Source organism: Rhodococcus sp. AH-ZY2 (assembly GCF_030916465.1).
GTDB classification, from domain to species: domain Bacteria; phylum Actinomycetota; class Actinomycetes; order Mycobacteriales; family Mycobacteriaceae; genus Rhodococcus; species Rhodococcus ruber.
The window spans coordinates 1,760,506-1,785,894 of record NZ_CP126458.1 but is presented as its reverse complement, the minus strand read 5'-3'; the positions used below and the strand labels follow the sequence as shown (position 1 = coordinate 1,785,894).

The 25,389-nt window shown below is 69.8% G+C and carries 21 protein-coding genes; 5 read left to right on the top strand and 16 right to left on the bottom strand.

The annotated features are described in order from the left end of the window. Positions 1 to 44 precede the first annotated feature (44 nt). Genes QNA09_RS09355 through thyX form a run of 3 tightly spaced genes read right to left on the bottom strand, consistent with a single transcriptional unit; the run spans position 45 to position 3,572 of the window. Positions 45 to 1,862 (bottom strand): ribonuclease J, encoded by a 1,818-nt coding sequence (locus tag QNA09_RS09355; protein WP_017680686.1) that lies wholly within the window; start codon positions 1,860 to 1,862, stop codon positions 45 to 47. After that, positions 1,859 to 2,767 carry a 4-hydroxy-tetrahydrodipicolinate synthase gene (dapA, locus tag QNA09_RS09350; protein WP_010592676.1) on the bottom strand — a complete coding sequence of 303 codons (909 nt, stop codon included), beginning with the start codon at positions 2,765 to 2,767 and terminating at the stop codon, positions 1,859 to 1,861. Before dapA ends, QNA09_RS09355 begins: the two co-directional genes overlap by 4 nt. Positions 2,768 to 2,816: 49 nt before the next feature. Then, positions 2,817 to 3,572, bottom strand: coding sequence for an FAD-dependent thymidylate synthase (gene thyX / locus QNA09_RS09345; RefSeq protein ID WP_010592677.1), 756 nt, complete (start codon positions 3,570 to 3,572; stop codon positions 2,817 to 2,819). A 116-nt stretch (positions 3,573 to 3,688) separates the two neighbouring features. Here thyX and QNA09_RS09340 point away from each other — a divergent pair, with 116 nt between their 5' ends. Both QNA09_RS09340 and QNA09_RS09335 read left to right on the top strand, forming a co-directional pair. Then, on the top strand, positions 3,689 to 4,207 hold the full coding sequence (locus QNA09_RS09340) for a toxin-antitoxin system HicB family antitoxin (RefSeq protein ID WP_010592678.1): 519 nt from the start codon (positions 3,689 to 3,691) through the stop codon (positions 4,205 to 4,207). Between the two features lie 60 nt (positions 4,208 to 4,267). Then, the gene (locus tag QNA09_RS09335) at positions 4,268 to 4,705 is read left to right on the top strand and encodes an SRPBCC family protein (RefSeq protein WP_010592679.1); all 438 of its coding nucleotides are present in this window, start codon (positions 4,268 to 4,270) and stop codon (positions 4,703 to 4,705) included. Positions 4,706 to 4,728: 23 nt separating this feature from the next. Here QNA09_RS09335 and QNA09_RS09330 read toward each other — a convergent pair whose 3' ends face one another. The 9 genes from QNA09_RS09330 to QNA09_RS09290 form a co-directional block, all read right to left on the bottom strand. Then, positions 4,729 to 5,211 (bottom strand): flavodoxin family protein, encoded by a 483-nt coding sequence (locus QNA09_RS09330; protein WP_010592680.1) that lies wholly within the window; start codon positions 5,209 to 5,211, stop codon positions 4,729 to 4,731. A gap of 157 nt (positions 5,212 to 5,368) precedes the next feature. Further along, positions 5,369 to 5,845 (bottom strand): hypothetical protein, encoded by a 477-nt coding sequence (locus QNA09_RS09325; RefSeq protein ID WP_010592681.1) that lies wholly within the window; start codon positions 5,843 to 5,845, stop codon positions 5,369 to 5,371. After that, positions 5,842 to 6,597 (bottom strand): 4-hydroxy-tetrahydrodipicolinate reductase, encoded by a 756-nt coding sequence (dapB, locus tag QNA09_RS09320; RefSeq protein ID WP_010592682.1) that lies wholly within the window; start codon positions 6,595 to 6,597, stop codon positions 5,842 to 5,844. The genes QNA09_RS09325 and dapB overlap by 4 nt, the downstream gene beginning before the upstream one ends. A gap of 83 nt (positions 6,598 to 6,680) precedes the next feature. Further along, positions 6,681 to 8,030 (bottom strand): pitrilysin family protein, encoded by a 1,350-nt coding sequence (locus QNA09_RS09315; RefSeq protein WP_010592683.1) that lies wholly within the window; start codon positions 8,028 to 8,030, stop codon positions 6,681 to 6,683. An 84-nt stretch (positions 8,031 to 8,114) separates the two neighbouring features. After that, positions 8,115 to 8,846 (bottom strand): respiratory nitrate reductase subunit gamma, encoded by a 732-nt coding sequence (gene narI / locus QNA09_RS09310; protein WP_010592684.1) that lies wholly within the window; start codon positions 8,844 to 8,846, stop codon positions 8,115 to 8,117. A 2-nt stretch (positions 8,847 to 8,848) separates the two neighbouring features. Next, positions 8,849 to 9,544, bottom strand: a complete 696-nt coding sequence (gene narJ, locus QNA09_RS09305) for a nitrate reductase molybdenum cofactor assembly chaperone (protein ID WP_010592685.1) — start codon at positions 9,542 to 9,544, stop codon at positions 8,849 to 8,851. Further along, on the bottom strand, positions 9,541 to 11,217 hold the full coding sequence (gene narH, locus QNA09_RS09300; protein ID WP_010592686.1) for a nitrate reductase subunit beta: 1,677 nt from the start codon (positions 11,215 to 11,217) through the stop codon (positions 9,541 to 9,543). The genes narJ and narH overlap by 4 nt, the downstream gene beginning before the upstream one ends. A 40-nt stretch (positions 11,218 to 11,257) precedes the next feature. Beyond that, the gene (locus tag QNA09_RS09295; RefSeq protein ID WP_017680688.1) at positions 11,258 to 14,974 is read right to left on the bottom strand and encodes a nitrate reductase subunit alpha; all 3,717 of its coding nucleotides are present in this window, start codon (positions 14,972 to 14,974) and stop codon (positions 11,258 to 11,260) included. Positions 14,975 to 14,998: 24 nt separating this feature from the next. Then, complete coding sequence (locus QNA09_RS09290; protein WP_119699717.1) at positions 14,999 to 16,213, bottom strand: NarK/NasA family nitrate transporter; 1,215 nt, start codon at positions 16,211 to 16,213, stop codon at positions 14,999 to 15,001. 278 nt (positions 16,214 to 16,491) lie between these two features. Here QNA09_RS09290 and QNA09_RS09285 point away from each other — a divergent pair, with 278 nt between their 5' ends. The 3 genes from QNA09_RS09285 to QNA09_RS09275 all read left to right on the top strand — a co-directional run bounded on the left by QNA09_RS09285 (position 16,492) and on the right by QNA09_RS09275 (position 19,783). Beyond that, a complete protein-coding gene (locus tag QNA09_RS09285; RefSeq protein ID WP_119699716.1) occupies positions 16,492 to 16,731 on the top strand; it encodes a hypothetical protein in 240 nt (79 codons plus the stop codon). A 45-nt stretch (positions 16,732 to 16,776) separates the two neighbouring features. Then, on the top strand, positions 16,777 to 16,965 hold the full coding sequence (locus tag QNA09_RS09280; RefSeq protein WP_124258794.1) for a hypothetical protein: 189 nt from the start codon (positions 16,777 to 16,779) through the stop codon (positions 16,963 to 16,965). 91 nt (positions 16,966 to 17,056) lie between these two features. Continuing rightward, positions 17,057 to 19,783 carry a LuxR C-terminal-related transcriptional regulator gene (locus QNA09_RS09275; protein ID WP_052455267.1) on the top strand — a complete coding sequence of 909 codons (2,727 nt, stop codon included), beginning with the start codon at positions 17,057 to 17,059 and terminating at the stop codon, positions 19,781 to 19,783. 91 nt (positions 19,784 to 19,874) lie between these two features. On the opposite strand, the gene QNA09_RS09270 is transcribed toward QNA09_RS09275, so the two are convergent. The 4 genes from QNA09_RS09270 to QNA09_RS09255 form a co-directional block, all read right to left on the bottom strand. Beyond that, complete coding sequence (locus QNA09_RS09270; RefSeq protein WP_010592691.1) at positions 19,875 to 22,172, bottom strand: polyribonucleotide nucleotidyltransferase; 2,298 nt, start codon at positions 22,170 to 22,172, stop codon at positions 19,875 to 19,877. Positions 22,173 to 22,541: 369 nt separating this feature from the next. After that, on the bottom strand, positions 22,542 to 22,811 hold the full coding sequence (gene rpsO, locus QNA09_RS09265) for a 30S ribosomal protein S15 (protein WP_003935677.1): 270 nt from the start codon (positions 22,809 to 22,811) through the stop codon (positions 22,542 to 22,544). A 128-nt stretch (positions 22,812 to 22,939) separates the two neighbouring features. Next, positions 22,940 to 24,352, bottom strand: a complete 1,413-nt coding sequence (locus QNA09_RS09260) for a wax ester/triacylglycerol synthase domain-containing protein (protein ID WP_010592692.1) — start codon at positions 24,350 to 24,352, stop codon at positions 22,940 to 22,942. Between the two features lie 48 nt (positions 24,353 to 24,400). After that, positions 24,401 to 25,372: a bifunctional riboflavin kinase/FAD synthetase gene (locus QNA09_RS09255; protein ID WP_026137746.1), complete on the bottom strand. Its 972-nt coding sequence runs from the start codon at positions 25,370 to 25,372 to the stop codon at positions 24,401 to 24,403. Between the last annotated feature and the right edge of the window lie 17 nt (positions 25,373 to 25,389).

Sequence of the window (25,389 nt, the reverse complement as noted above, 5' to 3'; positions counted from 1 at the left end):
TCGGACCACCGCTGCCGCCGGACCGTCCGCGCCGTGGAGTGCCGCTACGCCGGACCCGGAACGGTGATCACCGTCGGCACGATCATCGGCCGGCGACGGTAGGTGTCGGACACCCAGCGCCCGACGACGCGGCGGATCGCCTGGGCGATGCGGTGGGCGTCGTCGATGCCCTCGGCAGCGAGTTCGTTGAGGACCTTGTCCACGAGCTGCGCGGCCTCGGACAGTGCCCCCGGGTCGTCGGAGAACCCGCGGCCGGACACCCCCGGCGTGCTCACGGCGCGGCCGTTCTCGTCGACGGCGACGGAGATGGAGATGAAGCCGCCCTCGCCGAGGATCAGCCGGTCCGACAGGGTGGATTCGCCGACGTCGCCGACCGACAGGCCGTCGACGTAGACGTGGCCGACGGGTACCTGCCCGACGATCTCCGCGAGCCCGTCGACGAGGTCGACGACCACGCCGTCCTCCGCCAGCACGATCCGCTCCCGCGGAACCCCGGTCGCCTCGGCGAGCGCCGCGTTGGCCCGCAGGTGCCGCCATTCACCGTGCACCGGCATCGCGTTCGTCGGGCGCACCGCGTTGTACAGGTACAGCAGTTCGCCCGCGGAGGCGTGGCCGGAGACGTGCACCTTCGCGTTCTGCTGGGTGACGACGGTGGCGCCACGCTTGGCGAGGCCGTTGACGACCGCGAACACCGAGTTCTCGTTGCCCGGGATCAGCGAGGACGCCAGGACGACGAGGTCGTCGGCCCGGATGTTGATCTGCCGGTGTTCGCCCCGCGCCATCCGGGAGAGCGCGGACAGCGGTTCCCCCTGGGAGCCGGTGGAGATCAGCACGAGCCGGTTGTCGGGCAACGTCGCCGCGGTGTCGAGATCGACGACGAGCCCGTCCGGCACCCGCAGGTAACCGAGGTCCTGCGCGATCTGCATGTTGCGCACCATCGACCGCCCGACGAAGGCGATGCGGCGGTTGTACCGCTCGGCGACGTCGACGACCTGCTGGATGCGATGCACGTGGCTGGCGAAGGACGCGACGATCACGCGCTGGGTGGCCTTGCCGATGACATTGTCCAGCACGCCGCCGATTTCGCGTTCCGGCATCACGAAGCCGGGAACCTCGGCATTGGTGGAGTCGACGAGGAACAGGTCGACGCCCTCGTCACCGAGCCGGGAGAAGCCGGCGAGGTCGGTGAGGCGGCCGTCGAGCGGCAACTGGTCGAGTTTGATGTCGCCGGTGTGCAGCACGAGGCCGGCCTCGGTACGGACGGCGACGGCGAGCGCGTCCGGGATCGAGTGGTTGACGGCGAAGTACTCGCACTCGAACGGCCCGTGCGTGGTCCTGTCCCCCTCGACGACCTCGACGAGGTTGGGACGCAGCCGGTGCTCGCGGCATTTCGCGGCGACGAGTGCGAGGGTGAACTTCGAACCCACGACCGGGATGTCGGGACGCAGCCGCAGCAGGAACGGCACCGCCCCGATGTGGTCCTCGTGCCCGTGGGTGAGGACGACGGCTTCGACGTCGTCCATGCGGTCCTCGATGTGCCGGAAGTCCGGCAGGATGAGGTCGACGCCGGGCTGCTGATCCTCGGGGAAGAGCACGCCGCAGTCGATGACGAGGAGCTTGCCCTGGTGCTCGAAGACCGTCATGTTGCGGCCGATCTCGCCGATGCCGCCGAGCGCGACGACGCGCAGACCCTTGCGCGGTGCCTTCGGCGGGGTGCCCAGACGCACCGACATGTCCGCGACCTTGCGCGGGTCGGGCCGCTGGGTGTCGGCCGAATTCTGCACGGTCCGGCGGACGGGCCGGGTGCTGGGCGGTCCGGCGTTGCGGGTGGCGCGGCCCCGGCCGCGCGACGGGCGGCTCATGCGAGCACCCCTGCGGCGTGCAGGTCGGCGGCCAGTGCGTCGATCTGCAGGGAGGTCGGCGCCACCTGCGGCAGGCGGGGCTCGCCGACGTCGAGGCCCATCAACCGCAGCCCCGCCTTCGACGCGCTCACCCCACCGAGGCGGGAGACGGCACGCAGGATCGGCATGAGGCTCAGGTTGATCGCGCGAGCGCGGACGAGATCACCGGCCTGGAAGGCGTCGTACAGCTCCCGCAGGCGGCCGGGCACGAGATGACCGATGACACTGACGAATCCGACGGCACCGACCGACAGCCACGGGAGGTTGAGCGGGTCGTCTCCGGAGTAGAACTTCAGGTCGGTGGTGCCGATGAGCTCGGCGCCGGCGTTGAGGTCGCCCTTGGCGTCCTTGACCGCCACGATGCGGGGGTGCTCGGCGAGCCGGCGCAGCGTCTCCGTTTCGATCGGCACGACCGAGCGCGGCGGTATGTCGTAGAGCATGACGGGCAGGTCGGTGGCGTTCGCGACGGCCGTGAAGTGGGCGTAGAGCCCGGCCTGCGGCGGCCGGGAATAGTAGGGGGTGACGACGAGCAGTCCGTGGGCGCCGGCTCGCGCGGCGTCGCGGGCCAGTTCGACGCTGTGGGCGGTGTCGTTGCTGCCGGCGCCGGCGATGATCTTCGCGCGGTCCCCCACCGCGGCGAGCACGGCGCGCATCAGCTCGAGCTTCTCGTTCTCGGTGGTGGTCGGCGATTCACCGGTGGTACCCGCGAGGACCAGCGCATCGCAGCCGCCGTCGACCAGATAGGCGGCAAGACGCACACCCGCGTCCACGTCGAGCTTGCCGTCGGCGGTGAACGGGGTCACCATCGCTGTGGCGATGGTGCCGAACGGAAGCTCGACAGCAGAAGCGGAATCACCGTTGGTCATGGTCAGAAGGCTACCGCGTGACCCGGGCTCTTCCACACACACCTGCCGGTCAGGTCTCGGTCGCGAAGGCACCGGCGGCAACCTCGGAACCGTCGGGCAGACGGGTGATAGTGAAGTCGCCGAAGATGTTCGGCGCGGCGTCCTGCAGCTGGCGCAGGCACTCGACGGCGAGGCGGCGGATCTCGACGTCGGCGTGCTCGGTCGCACGCATCGCCACGAAGTGCCGCCAGGATCGATAGTTGCCGGTGACGACGACGCGGGTCTCGGTGGCGTTGGGCAGTACCGATCGCGCGGCCTCGCGGGCCTGCTTCGCACGGATCGGCCCCTCGGGCAGATGGGACAGCTTCTCGTCGAGCGCGTCGAGCAGTTCGATGTACGCGGCCCGGCTGGACTCGGTGGCGGCGAGGAACAGGTCCTCGAGTCGCGGGTCCCCGGCCACGGCCGGCGGGACCACGACCGGAGCGTCGCTGCCGCGGACGAACCGCTGGGACAGCTGCGAGTAGGAGAAGTGGCGGTGCCGGATGAGTTCGTGGGTGCAGGACCGGGAGATGCCGGTGATGTAGAAGCTCACCGAACCGTGCTCGAGCACGGACAGGTGCCCGACCGTGAGCAGGTGGCGCAGGTATCCGGCATTGGTGGCCGTGCGGGGGTTCGGCTTGGACCAGCTCTGGTAGCACGCCCGGCCTGCGAACTCGGCGAGTGCCTCTCCGCCGTCGGCGTCGGTCTCCCAGGGCACGTCGGCGGGCGGGACGAACTCGGTCTTGGCCACCAGCCTGACCTTGAGCGTGACTGGCTCGGGCGCCATCGGTTCTCCTCCAGGTTGTCGATCCAGTCGACCGTAGCGCCGCGCGGGGCGGCACCCGACCGCGGGCTGCATTCCGACGCCTTGACTGACATCACATATGACGTCATGATGGCGTCATGCGCCTCGATCCGTATCTGGATGCGATCACCGATTCCCTCGTCGCCGCCGCGGAACTCGGCGACGAACAGACCCGCCGGACCGCGGCGGCCCTCGCCGCAGCGGTCGCTGCGCCCGCCCGCCTGGCCGTGCTGCAGGCACTGTCGGACATGGCGGCGGAGATCTCGGGCGAACTCGGCGACCGGGTGGTCACCGTACGTCTGGACGGCGACGACGCCGTACTCGAGGTGCGGTCGGAGATGTCCGCCGAAACCCCCAGCCCTGCCCAGACTTTCGAGGACGTCACCGGAGACATCAGCCGGGTGACCCTGCGCCTGGTCGAGCAGATCAAGGCCCGCGCCGAGGAGGCGGCGGCCCAGAACGGCGTGTCGCTGAACTCGTGGGTGTCGCAGGCCGTCCAGGGGGCGCTGCGCGAACAGATGCGATACCAGCGCCGCGCCGACGAGCGCGCCACGAGGCGCCCCGCCGACGAAACCGGAGCGGGTCCGTCCGAAACCTCCGAGCGCGAGGACGGTTGAGCGGGAGGCGGTGCGGTACATTGCCGACGCACGTCACCCGAAAGCCGAGGAAGTGAGCGCATGGCCGTCAGCAGTTCCAGCAGTTTCGAGATCAAGGCCGACCCGAGTCGCGTGATGGCGGGCATCGCCGCGGTCGATCGACTGCCGGAGTGGTCCGGTCCGCACAAGACCGTCGTCGTCGAGACCACCCACCCGGACGGCCGCCCCCACCGCGTCCGGATGACCGTGTCCATCATCGGAATTCACGACGAACAGGTGGTGGACTACTTCTGGAACGGCGACGAGTCGATGTCCTGGACCCTGATCGAGAGCCACCAGCAGCATCAGCAGGACGGCACCTACACCCTCACCGCCACCGAGAGCGGCACCCGGGTGGACTTCACCCTCACGATCGACCCGAAGATCCCGCTGCCCGGCTTCATGGTGAAGAAGGCGCAGAGGATGGCGATGGAGACCGCCGAGAAGGGTCTGACGAAGTTCGTCGAGAAGCTGCTCTGACGCGCCGCGCGGTGTCCGCGCGGTCAGACCTCCGGTGACACGGACACCGCGACGGTCGCCCCGAGCTCGTAGCAGCGCTCCCGGACCTTCGCGTCGATCGGACCGGTGATCTCGAGGTCCTGCGTGACCTGCGCCAGGGCGAGGCCCGTGACGAGTTTCCGCACGGAGGCAACGGCGCCCGCGGTGTCGTTGTTGCCGTGCACCCACAGCCCGTACGGCCGCCCTGCGACCGCGTCGAGGCACGGGTAGTAGACGGTGTCGAAGAAGTGCTTCAGGGCCCCCGACATGTACCCGAAGTTCGCGGTGGTGCCGAACACGTAGCCGTCGGCGGCGAGCACATCCGGCACCGTCGCACCGAGCGCGGGCACCGTCCGCACCCGCACCCCGGCGATGTCGGGGTCGTGCGCCCCGGCGAGCACCGCCTCGAGCAACTCGCGGGTCGACGGGGACGGGGTGTGGTGGACGACGAGCAGCGTGCGCTCGCCGTCGGCAGGAGCCTCGGTCACACCCTGCAGGGTACGTCGCCGGCCGCGCGGTGTCCGTGCCCCGCAACGGCACCCGCCACCCGCGCCGGGCCGGGTGCGGGTGCCGCCGACGTGGATCGAGCGCATGTACCGCCCGCGACTGCCGAGGAGAGGACCGATACATTCGCTCGGCGCGGGATCAGTCGGGGGACTGTGTGCGTTCGAGCTTCTCGAGGGCGACCGCCCGGCGCATGGTCTCCCGGGCCCGGCCGCGGTCACCGGCGTAGTCGTAGGCGCGGGCCAGCCGGTACGAGTGGCGCCAGTTGTCCGGGTCGGCCTCCCACTCCTCCTTGACCTGCTCGAACAGGGCGTCGGCGGCGTCGCGGTCGACCCGTCCCGAGGGCCGGCGTGGCAGATCGCTCACGTCGAGTTCGAGGCCCTCGTCGTGGATCCGCCGGGCCAGGTGCTGGTGCTGGAGACCGGCCCGCAGGGTGGCGTAGACGATCCACACACCCACCAACGGCAGCAGCAGCACGCCGATACCGAGGCCGACGGCCGCAGCCTCGCCCGAGCGCACCAGTTCGAGCCCACGCCCGCCGAGGAGCACGAAGTAGAACCCCAGCGCGAGAACGATGAAGACGATCGGCGCCAGGACCTTGACCAGGTCGCGTCTCACAGGTCGAGGAGCGGGTCGATGCCGACGGTGAGGCCGGGCCGGCCGCCGATCTCGCGTACGCCGAGCAGCACGCCGGGTGCGAAGGAGGAGCGGTCGATCGAGTCGTGGCGGATGGTCAGGGTCTCGCCCTGGGTGCCGAGCAGGACCTCCTGGTGGGCGACGAGACCGGCCAGACGCACGGAGTGCACCCGCACCCCCGCCACGTCGGCGCCGCGGGCACCGTCGAGTTCGGTGGTCGTGGCGTCCGGGCTGCGGCCCACGCCGGCCGCGGCGCGGGCTTCGGCGATGAGCGCCGCGGTGCGGTACGCCGTGCCCGAGGGCGCGTCCGCCTTGTTGGGGTGGTGCAACTCGATGACCTCGACGGAGTCGAAGAACCGAGCTGCGGCCTGCGCGAAGCGCATCGACAGCACGGCACCGATCGCGAAGTTCGGCGCGATCAGGACGCCGACCTCAGGTTTCGCGGCCAGCCAGGCGCGGACCCGGTCGAGCCGTGCCTCGTCGAATCCGGTGGTGCCGACGACCGCGTGGATGCCGTGCTCGACGAGGAACTGCAGATTGCCCATCACCACGTCGGGATGGGTGAAGTCCACCACCACCTGCGCCCGGGAGGTGACGAAGTCCTCGAGGCTGTCGTCCCGGTCGACCGCGGCGACGAGCTCGAGGTCGGTGGCCGCCTCGACGGCCGCGCAGATCGCCTGTCCGACCTTGCCCTTGGCGCCGAGCACACCCACCCGGATTGCTGCTGCGTTCACTTGACTCTCCACGCTTCCTCGTCCGATCTCCGTCCCGCAGCAGCCTACGCAACCGGACGTCCCTGTCCGTGGTCAGGCCGCGGTCACGCGACGAGGGCGCGCACCGACGCGGGCAGGTCCCGGGGCCGCCGGTACGGCCCGGCGACGGCCGCAGCGAACGGCCGGTGCAGCAGTTCGGCGGCGACCTCTCGGACCTCCGCCGCGCTCACCGACGAGATCCGCTCGAGTGTCTCGGTGACGCTCCAGTGGGTGCCGTAGCTCAGTTCGCTGCGGCCGATCCGATTCATCCGGGCCCCGGTGTCCTCGAGGCCGAGCACCAGGGCGCCGCGCAGCGAGCCCTTGGCACGGGCGCACTCCGCCTCGGTGACGCCGTTGTCGGCGACGTCGGTGAGCACCTCGCGGACGAGGGCGGCCACCTCGCCGAGGTTCTCGGGCTGGCACCCGGCGTAGACGGAGAACGCCCCGGTGTCGGCGAAGGTGTCCACGCCCGAGTACACCGAGTAGGCGAGCCCGCGCTGCTCCCGGATCTCCTGGAACAACCGTGAGCTCAAGCCGCCACCGACCGCGGCGTTGAGCACCGACAGCGCCCAGCGCCGGGAGTCGTGGCGGCCGAAGGACCGCACACCGACCGCCAGGTGGGCCTGCTCGCCGTCGCGGTCGGTGATGCTCAGCGTCGGCGCCGTACGCAGGCGGAGACTGCCCTCCCGCCGGGGGGCGGCGGTCGCGGCGGGGTCGAGGTGCCCGGCGAAGGCACGACGGACCAGTTCCACGGTGTGGTCGTGGTCGACGTTGCCGGCGACGGCGACGACCATGCGGTCCGGCGTGTACCGCCGCACGTGGAACGAGTGCAACTGGGTGCGGGTCATCGCCTCGATCGACTCGACCGAGCCGATGATGGGCCGGCCGATCGGGTGGTCGCCGTACAGCGCGGTGAGGAAGGCGTCCCCGAGCAGATCCTCCGGATCGTCGTCGCGCATCGCGATCTCCTCGAGAACGACCTGTCGTTCCAGGTCGACGTCGGCGCTGCGGCATCGGCCGCGCAGCACGACGTCGGCGACGAGGTCGACGGCCAGGGACAGGTCGTCGTCGAGCACGTGGGCGTAGAAGCAGGTGTGCTCCTTCGCGGTGAACGCGTTGAGTTCACCGCCGACTCCGTCGACGAGTTCGGCGATGTCGAGCGCCGTCCGGGTGGGGGTGGCCTTGAACAGCAGGTGCTCGAGGAAGTGGGCGGCACCGGCGACGGAGGGCTGCTCGTCGCGGGAGCCGACGCCCACCCAGACACCGACGGCGGCCGACCGCACGCCGGGCACGTGCTCGGTGACGACGCGGAGCCCCCCGGGCAGGAGGGTGCGCCGAACCCCGGCGTCGGGTTCGGTGGGCGCCGAGGTGGATGCGGCGACGGACGGGGCGGCGGAGCGGCGGGTGGCAGCCATGAAGATGTTCGACGGTCCTACAGGCGAGTGGGTGTGCTGGACTGAACGACTCACACTACACGCGGCGCCGTGCACCCGATCCGGTCACCACCCGCGGCGGCGAGGCTGCGACCCGACGAGCTGTCCCTTCGCGGCGACGTCCCGGCTCCGGTAGACCACATACGGCCGGAACAGGTATCCGACGGGCGCGCTGAAGGCGTGCACCAGGCGGGTGAACGGCCACAGCGCGAACAGGATCAAGGCGATCAGCGCGTGCAGCTGGAACGACAGGGGTGCCTGCACCATCAGATCGCCGCGCGGCTGCAGGATCCAGATGGATCGGAACCACGGCGAGACGGTCTCGCGATAGTTGTGCTCCTCCCCCACGACACCCGAGCCCATCAGAGTCGTGGCGAGTCCCGCGACGATCGCGGCGACGAGGACGACGTACATGAGCTTGTCGTTGGCCGTCGTCGCCATGAACACCGGACCACGGGTGCGGCGACGGTAGATCAGCAACAGGATCCCGACGAGGGTGGCGATCCCGGCGATGGTGCCCAGCGTCACCGCCTGCACGTGATACGCGTGCTGGCTCAGGCCGACCGCCTCGGTCCAGGACTGGGGAATGAGCAGACCGATCACGTGGCCCACGATCACCACGAGGATCCCGAAGTGGAACATCGGGCTGGCGATGCGCAGCAGCCGGCTCTCGTAGAGCTGAGACGAACGCGTGGTCCAGCCGAACTTGTCGTAACGGTAGCGCCACCACGTACCTACGACGACCACGGCGATCGTGACGTACGGCGCGACATCCCAGAAGATCTCCCCTGCGGACATGGTCAGCCGGCTCCTTCGACTCGGGTCTGCGCCGCGGCGGGTGCGGTCCGGCGCGGCGGGACCGTGAGGGTGAACGGTTCGAGACCGATCGCCTCGGCGGGTGGACCGGCCTCGGCGAGGTGCCGGGCGCGGTGCACTTCCTGATCGCCGACCGGAGGCAACGTCGCACACACCGCCCCGATCGTCGCCGCATAGCAGGAATTGCGTTCCTCGAGTGCGATGCGGAGCACGTCGATCGGGACCCGGTGCGCGGCGAGCAGTCGCTCCCCCGCATCCGGGTCGACGGTCGCGGCGAATTCGAGCACCACCGGCAGATGATCGGGCGCCTCGCCGGTCGGTGGCTCGACGCCGGCCTCCCGGTAGGCCTGCGCGAACGCGTGGATTGCCGTGCCGCGGTTGCGGGTGTCACCGCCGGTCCAGTACGTGAGATACATCGTCGACCGCCGGCGCATGTCGAAGGTGTCGACGTAGTCGGCCTGCGCAGCAAACGGATCGGCGTCGCGCAGGGCGGCGAGAGTCCGGCTCAACAGCTGCGCCGGTGCCCCGGTGATGTGCCCGAGAAGACCGTCGACCGTCGCGAGGCGCGACCGCAGCCCGTCGTCGGGGTATGCCAGCAGCAGCGAAGCCGCCTGCCGGATCAGCCGGTGCTGCAGTTGCCGCGACGCGGTGTCGCGCCCCCGGCGTATCCGCGCCCTCATTGCCCACTCCCCCGGTCGTCGACACGATGCCCGGCCGGGAACAACCCCTGGGGCACGCCCTTACCGTCCCAGTTGAGCAGGTTCACGCGGGAGGGATTCGACGCGTTCGCCGCCATTCCCTCGGAGGTCTGTCGCTGCCGGAGCGCGTGGAAGGTCTCCACCGCGACCGGGACCGGGCCTCCGCTGGCCTCGCCGAACGGCCCGGAGTCGTACATGCCCGGGCCGCCGTCGTACGACAGGGCGCAGTCGGTGGCGGATTCCTCGAGCCGGTGCCCCTCGGCGGCGTAGGCGGTCGGGATCACGTACCGCTCGTCGTACTTGGCCAGGGCGAGCAGGCGGTACATCTCGTACATCTGCTCCTCGGTCATGCCGACGGCGTCGGGGATCTCCGGTCGCGTGTCCCGGCCCAGGTTGATGTCCCGCATGTACGACCGCATCGCGGCGAGCCGGTGCAGCACTGCTTCGACGGCATCGGTGTCGCCCGCGGTGAACAGTCCCGCCAGATACTCGATCGGGATGCGCAGCGATTCGAGGGCACCGAACAGATTGCCCATGTCCTCGCCGTCGTGACCGTCGCGCGAGACCGCGTCGACCACCGGGGACAGCGGCGGCACGTACCAGACCATCGGCATCGTGCGGTACTCCGGGTGCAGGGGCAACGCGACCCGGTACGTGTTGATCAACGCGTACACGGGTGACCGCTGGGCGGCCTCGATCCATTCGTCGGAGATGCCCTCGGCGCGGGCGCCGGCGATCACCTCCGGGTCTGCAGGGTCGAGCAGCACCTGTCGCAGTGCGTCGTAGAGGTCCTTCTCGTCCTCGACGGACGCGGCCTCGAGCACCCGGTCGGCGTCGTAGAGCACGAGGCCGATGTAGCGCAGCCGGCCCACGCAGGTCTCGGAGCACACGGTCGGCAGGCCCACCTCCACGCGCGGATAGCAGAACGTGCACTTCTCGGCCTTGCCGGTCTTGTGGTTGAAATACACCTTCTTGTACGGACATCCGGACACGCACATCCGCCAGCCGCGACAGCGGTCCTGGTCGACGAGAACGATGCCGTCCTCGACGCGCTTGTACATCGCTCCCGACGGGCACGACGAGACGCACGACGGGTTCAGGCAGTGCTCGCAGATGCGAGGCAGATAGAACATGAAGGTCTGCTCGAGTTCGAGCCGGACCTGCTCGCCGACCTTCTTCAGGACCGGATCGTCGGGCACGATCTCCGGGGAGCCGCCGAGGTCGTCGTCCCAGTTCGCCGACCATTCGACCTTCATCGGCTTGCCGCTGATCAGACTTCGCGGCGGCGCCACCGGGATCTGGTCGCCGAGCGGCGCGGTGGTGAGGTTCTCGTAGTCGTAGGTCCACGGCTCGTAGTAGTCGTCGATCGCCGGCATCTTCGGATTCGAGAAGATCCGGAAGAGCTTGTTCCACCGGCCGCCGTCCCGCAGCCGCAGCCGCCCGTTGCGGTCGCGGATCCATCCGCCCCGCCAGCGTTCCTGGTCCTCGTAGGTGCGCGGGTATCCCTGGCCGGGGCGGGTCTCGACGTTGTTGAACCACACGTACTCGGTGCCGGATCGGTTGGTCCAGGCTTGCTTACAGGTGACCGAGCAGGTATGGCAGCCGATGCACTTGTCGAGGTTCATCACCATCGCCATCTGGGCCATCACCTTCATGCCGGCCTCGCTTCGCTGGTCGTGGTCGTGGGCATCGACATCAGTACCTGACCTCCTGCGACCGGCGGCGTACGACCGTCACCTCGTCGCGTTGATTTCCGGTGGGCCCGAGGTAGTTGAACGCGAAGGCGGTCTGCGCGTAGCCACCCGCCATGTGAGTGGGTTTGATCAGGATCTTCGTGAGCGAGTTGTGGATGCCGCCGCGAGTACCGGTGGTCTCGGTGAGCGGCACATCGATGGTGCGCTCCTGCGCGTGGTAGACGTACACGACACCCTCGGGCATGCGGTGCGAGACGATCGCGCGGCACACCACGACGCCGTTGCGGTTGACGGCCTCGACCCAGTCGTTGTCCCGCACCGAGATCTTCGCCGCGTCCGCCGGACTCATCCACATGGTCGGTCCGCCGCGCGAGAGCGAGAGCATGAACAGGTTGTCCTGGTACTCGGAGTGGATCGACCACTTCGAGTGCGGGGTCAGGTACCGCACGGTCAGTCCGACGCCGTCGCCGCTGCCGACGGCCGGTTCACTGCCGCTGCCGCTGCCGACGGCCGGTTCACCGAACAGGCGCGACATGTCCAGCGGCGGGCGGTAGGTGGGGAGTTGTTCGCCGAGTTCCTCGATCCAGTCGTGATCGACGTAGAAGTGCATGCGGCCGGTGAGCGTGTGGAACGGTTTGAGTTCCTCGATGTTCACCGTGAACGGGGCGTAGCGGCGCCCACCGGTCTCGCTGCCGGACCATTCCGGGCTGGTGATCACGGGGACCGGGCGGGACTGGGTGTCGGCGTAGGTGATACGGCGTTCCTCACTGCCCTCGGCGAGGTGCACGAGCCGGCGGCCGGTACGCTTCTCGAGTTCGCGGAAGCCCTCGACCGCGAGCCGTCCGTTCGAGGTGCCCGACAGCGCGAGGATGACGTCGGCCATGCGTTCGGCGCTGGTGACCGCCGGGCGGCCCTCGCCCGCACCGGAATTCATCACGCCGAACTTCTCGGCGAGTTCCGCGACCTCCTGCACCGGGTGCGTCGTGACGCCCTTGGTGGTCAGGCCGAGGGTGTCGACGAGCGGCCCGAGGGTCGACCACTTGTCGGCGATCGCCCCGTAGTCCCGTTCGACGACCGCGAGCGGGCCCATGGTCCTGCCCGGGACCGGCACCTCCCCGGTCACGCGCCAGTTGTTCTCCGTGCCCGACGGATACGCCATCGCCCCCGGGGTGTCGTGCTGCAGAGTGCCGAGCACGATGTCGGTGCGGGTGCCGAGGTGCTTCGACGCCAGCGCGCTGAACACCTTCGCGACGGCGCCGAATGCCTCGTAGTCGGAACGGGTCTCCCACGGCGGGTCGATCGCGGGACTGAACGCGTGGATATAGGGATGCATGTCGGTGCTCGACAGGTCGCCCTTCTCGTACCATGTCGCGGCGGGCAGCACCACGTCGGAGAACAGGGTGGTCGACGTCATCCGGAAGTCGATCGACATCAGCAGGTCGAGTTTGCCTTCGGGCACCTCGTCCGGACCTTCGACGTCGTGTGGACGCTGGTCCGGGCCGGTGGGGGCGCCCTGGATGTTGGCGTCGGTCCCGAGCAGGTGCCGCAGGAAGTACTCGTTGCCCTTGCTGGACGAGCCGAGCAGGTTGGACCGCCACACGTTCAGCACCCGCGGCCAGTTGCGCGGGTTGTCCGGGTCGGTGACCGACAGCTTCACCTCGCCGCTCGCGAGTTTCCGGGCGACGTACGCGGGGATGTCCTCGCCTGCTGCTCGCGCCTCGTCGGCGAGGTCGTGCGTGTTGCGATCGAACTGCGGGTAGAACGGAGTCCACCCCATCGCGACGGCGGAGACCATCACGTCCATCGTGTGCTTGTCGCGGAACCGGCCCCGCCCGAGCGGGCTCGCGAGCGCGTCGGCGCGGTACCCGTCGTAGCGCCACTGGTCCGTGTGGACGTACCAGTAGGAGGTTCCCGCCATCTGCCGAGGCGGGCGGGACCAGTCCGTTCCCATGGCCATCGCGGCCCACCCGGTGACCGGACGGCACTTCTCCTGACCCACGTAGTGTGCCCAGCCGCCGCCGTTGCGGCCCATGGAACCGGTGAGCATCAGCAAGGCGAGAATTGCCCGGTAGGTGGTGTCGCCGTGGAACCACTGGCAGATGCCGGCACCCATGATGATCATGGACCGGCCGCCGGATTCCTCCGCGTTGCGGGCGAACTCGCGCGCGATCCGGACGGCCTGTGCGGCGGAGACCCCGGTGATCGGCTCCTGCCAGGCGGGGGTGTACGGCGAGGCCGGGTCGTCGTACCCGCTGGGCCAGTGTCCGGGCAGTCCCGGACGCGCGACGCCGTACTGGGCCAGCATGAGGTCGAACACCGTGCACACCAGATGTCCGCCCACCCGCCGCACGGGGACGCCGCGTTCGACGGTCTCGCCGTGGCCGTCGACGGTGTCGAAACCGGGCAGATGGACGAGCGCGGTCTCGTCCGCGGCGTCGTCCCGATGCGCGACGGTCAGCGCCGGCACGAGATCGCCCAGGTCCAGGTTCCATTTTCCGGCTCCGTCGTCGCCGTAGCGGAACCCGAGGGAGCCGTGCGGCACCGCGACCGTGTCGGTGGCACCGTCGAGCAGCACCGGCTTGAACGCCGCGTTCTCCACGTCCTGGCCGAGGTCGGCGGCGGTGAGGTTCTTGCCGGGCACCAGCCTGCCGTCGCGTTCCTCGAGCCGGACCAGGAACGGCAGGTCGGTGTACCGGCGGACGTAGTCGACGAAGAACGGCACCCGCCGTCGCACGAAGCACTCGGTGAGCACGACGTGCCCCATCGCCATGGCCAGCGCCCCGTCGGTGCCCGCCGCGCACGGCATCCACTCGTCGGCGAACTTCGTGTTGTCGGCGTAGTCGGGGCTGACGACGACGACCTTGGTGCCGCGGTAACGGACCTCGGTCATCCAGTGCGCGTCCGGTGTCCGGGTGACGGGGACGTTCGATCCCCACATCATCAGGTACGCCGCGTCCCACCAGTCGCCGGACTCCGGCACGTCGGTCTGGTCGCCGAACACCTGGGGCGATGCGACGGGCAGGTCGGCGTACCAGTCGTAGAAGGAGGTCATGACGCCGCCGATCAACTCGACGAACCGGGAACCGGCCGCGAACGACACCATCGACATCGCCGGGATGGGCGAGAATCCGGCCACCCGGTCGGGGCCGTACTCCTTGACGGTGTGCACGTGCGCGGCGGCGATCATCTCGGTGGCCTCGGCCCACGTGACCCGGACCAGACCGCCCTTGCCGCGGGCCCGCTGGTACCGGCGGCGTCGCTGCGGGTCGTTCTGGATGTCGGCCCAGGCCAGCACGGGGTCACCGAGCCGGGCCCTGGCCTCGCGGAACATCTCGACGAGCACGCCGCGGGCGTAGGGATAGCGCACCCGCGTCGGCGAGTAGGTGTACCACGAGAACGCCGCCCCGCGCGGGCAGCCGCGGGGTTCGTACTCGGGACGGTCCGGTCCCACCGTGGGATAGTCCGTCTCCTGCGTCTCCCAGGTGATGATCCCGTCCTTGACGTAGATCTTCCACGAGCACGACCCGGTGCAGTTGACGCCGTGGGTGGAGCGAACCACCTTGTCGTGACTCCAGCGGTCACGGTAGAAGACGTCACCTTCGCGGCCGCCGCGGCGGGTGATCGTACGACCGTCCGCGGAGATCTCCCCCGAGGTGAAGAAACGTCCGCTGCTGCGCAGCAGCTCTTCGGCGGCACCGCCGGTGTGGTGGATGGTCACATGCACTCCTTCGGGACGGAATCGTCAGCGGCTGTCGGCCTGCACGGGCTCGTGCGCGTGCAGCTTCACCGCGGTGTAGACGAGCGCGACGAGCGCGGTCGCCACGAGCAGCAGCAGACCGATGGTGTAGTCGTTGTCGGCGGAGTCGTAGGTGGCGCCCATGACGAGCGGCGGAAAGTACCCGCCGAGCCCGCCGGCCGCCGCGACGAGGCCGGTGACCGATCCCACGGACGTGGCGGGTGCGCGACGCGCCACCCACGCGAAGACGCCACCGGTGCCGATGCCGAGGAAGATCGCGAGCAGGATGAACGTCGCCGCGGACCACACGTCCGGGGGCGGCTGGGCGATCGCAATCGCGGCCATCGCTGCCGTCCCGGCGAACGACACGAGCACGACGTACTTCGGGGCGATGCGGTCGGACAGGGCACCCCCGATCGGCCGGGCCAGCACTGCGGCCAGAGCGAACGCCGCTGTCCGCGCGCCGGCGTCGACAGCGGAGAAGCCGTAGATCGTCTTGATGTAGGTGGGAAGGTAGTTGCTGAAGGCCACGAAGCCACCGAAGACGACCGCGTAGAGGAACGACATCTCCCAGGTCACGCGGAGTTTCAGCGCAGCGGCAAGCTTCGGGACGACCGCGTCGGTGTTCGGGCGGAACTGCGGCGAATCACGCATCACGAGGAAGCACACCCCTGCCGTGACGGCAAGCGCCGCGGCGACGATGACGTGGGTTACCAGCAGCCCGAACCACTCTGCGAACCGCGGAGTGAAGAACGCGGACAGGGCCGTCCCCACCATGCCGGCTCCGAAGACGCCGGTCGCGAAGCCCCGCCTGGACGCCTCGTACCAGTTGTTGGCGAACGGGATACCCACTGCGAAGATCGTTCCGGCGATACCGAGGAAGAAGCCGAAGACGAGCAACAGAGGGTAGGAGCCGACGCTGCCGGCCACACCGACGGCGAGCACCGGGACGATCGAGGCCAGCGAGATCGCGATGAACATGACGCGGCCGCCGTAACGATCCGTGAGCGAGCCCACCACGATGCGCCCCAGGGATCCTACGAGAATGGGCGTCGCGACGAGGATCGAGGCCTGCGTACTGCTGAGCGAGAGGTCGCCCGCATACGTCGTGGACAAGGGGCCGATCATGTTCCATGCCCAGAAATTGATTGCCGAGACCCACGTTGCCAGCGCGAGGTTCGAGCTCCGCCGCGCCTCTGTAATACCTACCGAAGCCGTCACGGATCCAGCGAATCATCGATACGCGCACGCGGGGTGAATTCGAGGAAAATACCGACGGTCCGTTCCGCCCCGGAGCCGCGGCAGGGGCGGGTGCTCCTCCTGTTCGAGGCCGGGTGTTCACCCTCGGGCTGCGGTTTCGGGCTGCGGTTTCGGCCTGCGGTTTCACCCCCCAGGGGTGAGGCGCCGCACAGGGGCACGACCTACCGTCGGAATCGACCGCGGATTCACTCGCGGCCGAAAGGCGCACCCGCGTCCCGATCGAACGAAGTGGATCGACGATGACCGCACCCACTCACTCCACCGTCCGTACCCGCGCGCAGAACGCGACGTCACGCAGGGGCGGTGCGTCCCGCCACGACATGCCCTGGTCGCTGCCGATTCCGGCCATCGTCCTCGGCGCCGCAGCGGCCGCCGCGGCACCCGTGGGGGCGTACACCGGCTCCGTTTTCGCCGGCGTCGTCACTGCGGCGGCAACGACCGCGGCCGTGGCGTCCGCCGCGTTGATGATCCGGGCCTGACCCTCAGCCCTCGACGATCCCTACCGGAAACTCCCGAAGGACCCCATGAGGAGACGACAGACCGCGGGTGGCCTCACCCCGACGGCCACGATGACGACCGAAGAGATCAAGACCCGGATCACCGCGATGTTCGACTACGGGAACGACACTGTTCCCGGGTCCGACCGCGCCGCGGAGGAACGGTCGCAGGCGCCGGAGCGCGGTCGATCCGTCACCGGCTCGCCGGGCACGTGACCCGGCTTCCGATCCGCCTCCGTTCACCGCGGATCACCGAACCCGTCCCATGACGAGGGCACCGGCCGCCGCACAGGACTACTCTCGTCGCATGACGGGGCCACCGGCCGGCGCGCAGGACGAGCATGCTCCCGCGTTGTCGATGGTGCGTTCCCTCGTGCCTCGGCTTCCCGGCCGGGTGGTGCGGCGCGCGCGTCTCGAACGCATCCTCGAAGACGGGGTGAGTGCCGGCACCGTGCTCGTGTCGGCACCGGCCGGGTCGGGTAAGACGCTGTTGCTGGCCTCCTGGGCAGCGGCACATCCCGGGCCCGTGGCATGGCTCTCGGTGGAACGTGAGGACGCCGAACCGACGCAGTTCTGGAGCCGGGTCCTGGACTCGCTCCGCGCCGTCGGCGGGTTCCCCGCCGGGTCGTTGCTGGCGACGATGCAGGTCCCACCCAGCTTCGACCCCCGATTCGTCTCCGTGTTCGCCGATGCGTGTGGCCGGCTTCCCCATCCCGTCGTCCTGGTGCTGGACGACATGCACCTGCTCGCGGGGACGCCGGCCGTGGAGTCGCTCGCGGCAGCCGTCCGCAGGGGGCTCGGCAACGTGCGACTGGTGATCGCCACTCGCAGCGATCCCGCGTTGCCCCTGCAACGACTCCGCCTGAGCGGTCAGCTGACCGAGATCCGCGCGGAAGCGTTGCGGTTCGATGCCGCCGAGGCGAAACAGCTCCTGGCCGACCACGATGTCCTCCTCGAACCCGCGCAGATGCAGACCCTCCTCACCAAGACCGAGGGATGGGCGGCCGGCCTGCGGCTCGCGGCCCTGTCGCTCCGGACCTCGAACGATGTGGAGGCCACCGTGGAGTCGCTTGCGGGGGACGAACGGTCGGTCGCCGACTACTTCGCGGAAGAGGTTCTGGCCAACCAGGATCCGGCACTGGGCCGGTTCCTGCTCGACACGTGCGTCGTAGGGCGGATTTCCGCCGAACTGGCCGACGTCCTGACGGGACGTACCGACGGCCAGCAGTTTCTGATTCGGCTCGAACGGGACAACCTGTTCGTCGTCGCGTTGAACCACCGGCGGGAGTGGTACCGCTATCACCAACTGTTCGGGGACCTGCTGCGACACCGACTCAAGTCCCAGGATCCCGAGCGCCGCCGCGTGTTGCACCGGCGTGCCGCCCGGTGGTTCGCGGACCACGGCGAACTCCTCGAGGCGGCCCGCCACCTGCGCGCCGCGGAGGACTGGCTCGGACTTGCCCGGTTCGTCCTGCGAGCGGCGGGAGCAGAAATCCTGGGTCCGGAACGTCCGGCGCTGGTGGCACTGCTGCGGGACGCACCCGCCGAGCTGGTCGGGGGGCATGCCGAGGTGGCGGCGGCCGCCGCGGTCGCCGCGTATGCGGAGTACGATCCGGTCGGCGTCGCCACCCACATGGCCCGCGCCCGCGAGCTGCTCGACCCTCTCCCGACCGCCGACGCGCGGCTCACCGGGACGGTCCTGGTCACTCTCGATGCGGTGCTCGCCTGGATGAAGGCAGATCCGTCGCGGCAGGTCAGCGCCGCACGAGAAGCGATCCGCCAACTCGAGGGGATCTCGCCGGCGGACATGCCGGCCTCTCCCGTATACCGAATCGCCGCCGGCACCGTCCTCGCGATGGGCAAGCTGTGGTCCGGAGAACTCGATGCCGCCGAGGCGATGCTCGCGTCCACGACTTCGGCGCTGGCCGCCGGATCGGCGATGACACCGGTACTCGCGCTGCACCTGCACGGCAACACAGCCGTGCTCATGGCGATGGCCGGCCGGTTGCGGGCGGCACGCAGAGAGGTCGATCTCGGACTGGCTGTCGCCGACGAGCTGGGATGGACCTTCCTGCCGCCGTCGGCCACGGCGCTGCTGGCCGAGTCCATGATCCGCCTGCTCGAGGCGGACATCGAGGCCTGTTCCGTTGCGGTCGAGCGGGGGCACACGAGCCTGGGCGAGTTCCGCGACCGCTACATCGAAACCAGCTTCGGGCTCGTACAGGCACGGCTCGCGCTCTCGGCGGACAACCCGGCGGCGGCACGGGCGCACCTGGGGCGATTGCGGCAGCGCATGTCCGACTGGGTCATCCCGCGCTTCCTTGCCGAGTGGTACGAACTCGTCGAGGCGGAGATCCTGCTCGCCGAAGGACGGGCCCACGAGGTTGCGGCGCTGCTGTCCGCCGAGAAGGGACGAGCGGATCTCGCGCGCCCCGGCGCGCACCGTGTGGTCCTCGTGGCGCGGTCGTACCTGGCGTCCGACGAACCGCGCCGATGCCTGCAACTGGTGGCACCGCTGCTCGGGGGAGAACCGATCGACAACGGGCCGACCGTCGATGCCTGGCTGCTCACCGCACTCGCACACGACCGGCTGCAGGCGGATGGCGAAGCCGAGATTGCCCTGGCACATGCCCTCGTCGTGGCCGCGCCCGAAGGAATCGCGCGGCCGTTCCTCCTGGCCGGGGGCCGAGTCCGAGCACTGCTGGAACGACACAACCGCCTCGACGACGCCCACCGCGAGTTCGTCTCGATGCTGATCGGCAGGATGGGCGGGACCGCCGACCGGTCCGAGGCCCCGCAACTGCTCGAGCCGTTGACCAGTCGCGAACGGGCTGTCCTTCTGCTCCTGCCCACCATGATGAGCAATGCCGAGATCGCCGACGAGCTCTTCGTGTCAGTGAACACCGTCAAGGCACATCTGAAGTCTCTGTACCGCAAGTTCGGTGCCACGAGTCGCCGCCAGGCGGTGGTGCGGGCGCGGGAACTCGGACTGCTGTCGAGCGCAGGCGCCCCGACTACCTCCCAGGGGCCGTAGCAGGCGCCGCGCCGGCGGGAGAACACGCGACCGCCCGCGTCTCCGTCCGTCCCAGGGACAGACGGAGACGCGGGCGGCCGGGATCCGAGTGTCAGCTCTCGGCGGTGTCGCCGGACTCGGCCGGAACTGCGGGTGTCGCGTCCGAAGCGCCGGCGGTGTCCTCGTCGGGCACCGGCACCAGGCTGATCTTGCCCCGGTTGTCGATGTCGGCGATCTCGACGCGGATCTTCGAGCCGACGTTGACGACGTCCTCGACCTTGGCGATGCGCTTGCCGTTGCCGAGCTTGCTGATGTGCACCAAGCCGTCGCGGCCCGGCAGCAGCGAGACGAACGCACCGAACGCCGTGGTCTTGACCACGGTCCCCAGGAACCGCTCGCCCACCTTCGGCAGCTGCGGGTTCGCGATGGCGTTGATCTTGTCGATCGCGGCCTGGGCGGACGGGCCGTCGGCGGCGCCGACGTACACCGTGCCGTCGTCCTCGATGGAGATGTTCGCGCCGGTCTCCTCGGTGATCGAGTTGATCATCTTGCCCTTGGGGCCGATGACCTCGCCGATCTTGTCCACCGGGACCTTGATGGTGGTGATCCGCGGAGCGAACGGGCTCATCTCGTCCGGGGTCTCGATGGCCTCGGCCATCACCTCGAGGATGGTGGCGCGGGCGTCGCGAGCCTGCGCCAGCGCGCCGGCGAGCACCTGGGACGGGATCCCGTCGAGCTTGGTGTCGAGCTGCAGCGCGGTGACGAAGTCCTTCGTGCCGGCCACCTTGAAGTCCATGTCACCGAACGCGTCCTCGGCGCCGAGGATGTCGGTCAGTGCGACGTAACGGGTCTCACCGTCGACCTCGTCGGAGACCAGGCCCATCGCGATACCGGCGACGGGCGCCTTGAGGGGCACGCCGGCGTTCAGCAGCGAGAGCGTGGAGGCACACACCGAGCCCATCGAGGTGGATCCGTTCGAGCTGAGCGCCTCGGAGACCTGACGGATCGCGTAGGGGAACTCCTCCTGGCTGGGCAGGACCGGGATCAGGGCCCGCTCGGCGAGGGCGCCGTGGCCGATCTCGCGGCGCTTCGGGGAGCCGACGCGGCCGGTCTCACCGGTGGAGTACGGCGGGAAGTTGTAGTGGTGCATGTACCGCTTGCTGGTCTCGGGACCGAGCGAGTCGATCTGCTGCGCCATCTTCACCATGTCCAGCGTGGTGACACCCATGATCTGGGTCTCGCCGCGTTCGAACAGCGCCGAGCCGTGCGCGCGCGGCACCACCGCGACCTCGGCGGACAGGGCACGGATATCCGTGACACCGCGGCCGTCGATGCGGAACTGGTCCCGCAGGATCCGCTGGCGGACCAGCTTCTTCGTCAGGGAACGGAACGCCGCGCCGATCTCCTTCTCGCGGCCCTCGAAGTTGGGGGCCACCTGCTCGAGGACCTCGACCTTGACCTCGTCGGTCCGCTCGTCGCGCTCCTGCTTGCCGGCGATGGTCAGCGCCTCGGACAGCTTGGCCGACGCGGCGGCCTCGACGGCCTCGTACACGTCTGCCTCGTAGGCCGGGAACACCGGGAAGTCACCGGTGGGCTTCGCCGCGGCGGCGGCGAGCTGCTGCTGGGCGATGCACAGCCGCGCGATGAACGGCTTGGCGGCCTCGAGGCCCTCGGCGACGACGGTCTCGGTCGGTGCCTGCGCCCCGCCGGCCACCAGCTCGACGACGTTCCCGGTGGCCTCGGCCTCGACCATCATGATCGCGACGTCGGCGGTCTCGGGGTTGTCGCCGCCACCCACGATGCGGCCCGCGACGACCATGTCGAACACGGCGTTCTCGAGCTGCTCGACCGTGGGGAACGCGACCCACTGGCCGGTCTTGTTCTCCTCCGAGGTGATCAGCGCGACCCGCACGCCACCGACGGGTCCGGAGAACGGCAGGCCGGCGATCTGCGTGGATGCCGACGCGGCGTTGATGGCGACGACGTCGTACAGGTCGTTCGGGTTCAGGCTGAGCACCGTCACCACGACCTGGATCTCGTTGCGCAGGCCGTCGACGAACGACGGGCGCAGCGGCCGGTCGATGAGACGGCAGGTCAGGATCGCGTCGGTCGAGGGCCGGCCCTCACGACGGAAGAACGAGCCGGGGATGCGTCCCGCGGCGTACATGCGCTCCTCGACGTCCACCGTCAGCGGGAAGAAGTCGAAGTGCTCCTTGGGCTGCTTGGAGGCGCTCGTCGCCGACAGCAGCATGGTCTCGTCGTCGAGGTACGCGACGACGGAGCCGGCGGCCTGCTGGGCGAGGCGGCCGGTCTCGAAACGAATCTGACGGGTGCCGAAGGACCCGTTGTCGAGGACCGCGACGGACTCGAACACGCCCTCGTCGACCTCGACTGCGGAATTGCTGGTCATCTCTACTCTTCTCTTCCCTCTCGTCTTCGCCGTACCCGCGCGGGCGCCACAACCCTCGTGGCTGCAGCTGCGCACCGATCGCCCGTACCCGCGTCTCACGGGCCGAGCGTGCGGAGGCGGTCGTCGATCGAAACCGTCCGGACCGGGTCCGGAAGGTCACTACCGAAGACCGACACCGTCGGTGCATACGGTTCCGCGGGCGGTGTCGCCGTCCGCGGGTGCCGCTGCCGGTGTCCGACGGGCACGTAGCCCGTCTCCGACCGCACAGCGGCCAAACACCGATAGCCAACGAGGCTCAGTCTAAGCATTGCCTCGTTGGCTATCGGAAAGATCAGCGAACGCAGATCGCGTCGTCGCTTCGTCGCGCTCCTATCGACGCAGACCCAGACGCTGGATCAGCGAACGGTAGCGGTTGACGTCGACCTTCTCGACGTACTTGAGCAGCCGGCGACGACGACCGACCAGCAGCAGCAGGCCGCGGCGGGAGTGGTGGTCGTGCTTGTGCTGCTTCAGGTGCTCGGTCAGGTCCTGGATGCGCTTGGTGAGCATCGCGACCTGCGCCTCGGGCGATCCGGTGTCGGTCTCGTGGAGGCCGTACTCGCCGAGGATCTGCTTCTTCTGCTCGGTGGTCAATGCCACTGGTGATACTCCTGATCGATGACGTCCGCGCGCTTCGTGAAACGGGCCGGAACCCGTCGGTGCGGCCACCGCGAACCACAGCACACACCAGCGGATGAGCGTACCAGAGGGGTGCGCACCCGCTTCGGTCACCCTCGCCCCCGGGGGCCGGTGCCGGATCGCCGGCCGCCGGTGGCCTCGATCACCTCGGCGAATCCCTCCTCGAGGAGGGTCGCGTACCGATCGAGGTCCGGCATCAGCAGCGGGGAGCTCATGACGGTGACGGCGAACGAATCGCCGGCCCGGCTGAAGGAGTGCACCAGACCCATCCCCGGACGCAGAGACTGGATGCCGGCGACGAATCGGAATGCCGCGCCGCCGTAGGTCCAGTCGGCCTCGCCGCCACAGTCGACACTGGTGACCGCCGTCTGGGCCGGGCCCGGGGCTCCACCTGCCGACGCCGCGCGGTCGTGCCGGTCCGTCACCCGGCGGTACACCGGATACGGCACCGCACCCGCGCCCGCGAGGCGGTCCAACACCTCGGGAGACGTCGCGATCCGCCGCTCGTGGGCGAGCGCGTCGGCCACGGCCGCCACCCGGTCGCGGGGATCGGCGACCTCGGTGCACAACGGAACGATCGCGGCAGTCAGCCGGTTGACGCCCAGCGCGACACCGGCCGCGCCCACCGCGACCGGAACCGCGACGCGTACATCGACGACGGGCGCGCAGTGCTCGCCGAGGTAGCGCTGCAGCGCCAGGGATACCGCCGCCAGGCCCATGGCTGTCACGGTGTAGGTCCGGCCCACGAGACTGCCCAGGTCCGGACGCACGATCCGGATCGCCCGGTCGCGCCCGGGGGCGCGGGCGAGCATCGGCCGCGCCGCCGGCGACGGGACCGCCGGGGTGTCCGCGGACCGCGCCGATGCCGCCCGCCGCACCAGGACCGCGCCGAGCCCCAGGTACCAGCGAGCGAAGCGTGCCACCCCCGACACCGCTGCGGCGGCGTGGTGCGGGCGCGTCGCGGCCGGCGCCAGACCGGGAACGCGCAGTGGCTGCCCGTCCGCGCCGAACAGTGCGCCGAGGAAGGCACCCAACGCCGAACCGACCATCACGGCGTGGCTGACCTGCAGCACGACGACCGTCACGGTCGCCGTCGGGTCGTCGGGGTCGGACACTCCGGCGAAGACGTGCAGGCACCACGCACGCCGCCGGACGTCCAGCGGGTCCGCGCAGAGGTCGGCGATGGCGTCGATGCAGTCCGTGAACGAGCCGCCGGCCCACTCGCGGTACTCGATACGTTGCTCGGGCGGGAGTTGCGCCCGCACCCAGTACGGGTAGTCCAGCCGGCCGGGCGCCTCGACGATCCGCCGGTCCAGCGCCGTCAGCAGATGCGTCCGGGAACGCAGGTGAGCGAGCGCGTCCCCGGGGCCGCGAACGGTCCTGTCCTGCTCATCGAACACGACGAATGCGGACCAGTCGGTCGGCCGGCCCGGTTTCGACTCGTAGTAGTTCGCGGCATCTGCCCAGGTCAGGCGCGCGTGCCGCCACTGACGTATCGACACACCGGGAATTGTCCCCGATCGGGGCGCGATCCCGGGCCGGAACGGCCCCTAGCCGCGAGCGCGCTCGAGCACTTCGCGTGCCCGCTCGGCGTCACGGTGCATCGCCGAGACGAGGGCCTCCACCGATTCGAACCGCTCCATCCCGCGCAGCCGCTCGACGAAGTCGACCGCGACGTGCTGGCCGTACAGGTCGGCCTCCTCGTCGAGGACGAACGCCTCGACCGTGCGGGTACGCCCGGAGAAGGTCGGGTTGGTGCCCACCGATACGGCCGCGAGGTACCGCTCCCCCGGGGTGACGGTGCCGAGTCCACCGCTACCCGGACCGAGGACGGTGAACCAGCACGCGTAGACGCCGTCCGCGGGAATGGCCGAGTACATGGGCGGCGCGACGTTCGCGGTGGGGAAGCCGAGATCGCGGCCCCGGCCGTCGCCGTGCACCACGACGCCCTCGACGCGGTGGGGGCGGCCCAGCGCGTCGGCCGCGGCGGCGACGTCGCCGGCGTCCACGCACGAGCGGATATAGGTGGACGAGAACGTCACCGCATGTTCGCTGAGCAGGGTCAGGCCCTGGACGGCGAAGCCGAAACGCTCGCCGATGGTGCGCAGCAGATCCACATTGCCGGCGGCCTTCTTGCCGAAGGTGAAGTTCTCGCCGACGACGACCTCGGCGACATGGAGCCGCTCGACGAGGATCTCGTGGGCGTACCGCTCGGGGGACAACTTCATGAACTCGGGCGTGAACGGCATGACGCAGAAGACGTCGATGCCGAGTTCCTCGGCCAGTTCGGCACGTCGCGCCAGGGTCGTGAGCTGCGCCGGGTGGCTGCCCGGCCGGACGACCTCCATCGGGTGCGGATCGAACGTCATCAGGGCGCTGGCCGTGCCGCGTTCCTTCGCCGACTTCACCGCCCGCGCGATCAGTTGCTGATGCCCGCGGTGCACACCGTCGAACACCCCGATCGTCAGGACACAACGACCCCAATCCGCAGGAATTTCGTCGAGACCTCGCCATCTCTGCACACGCTGCAGCCTACGAC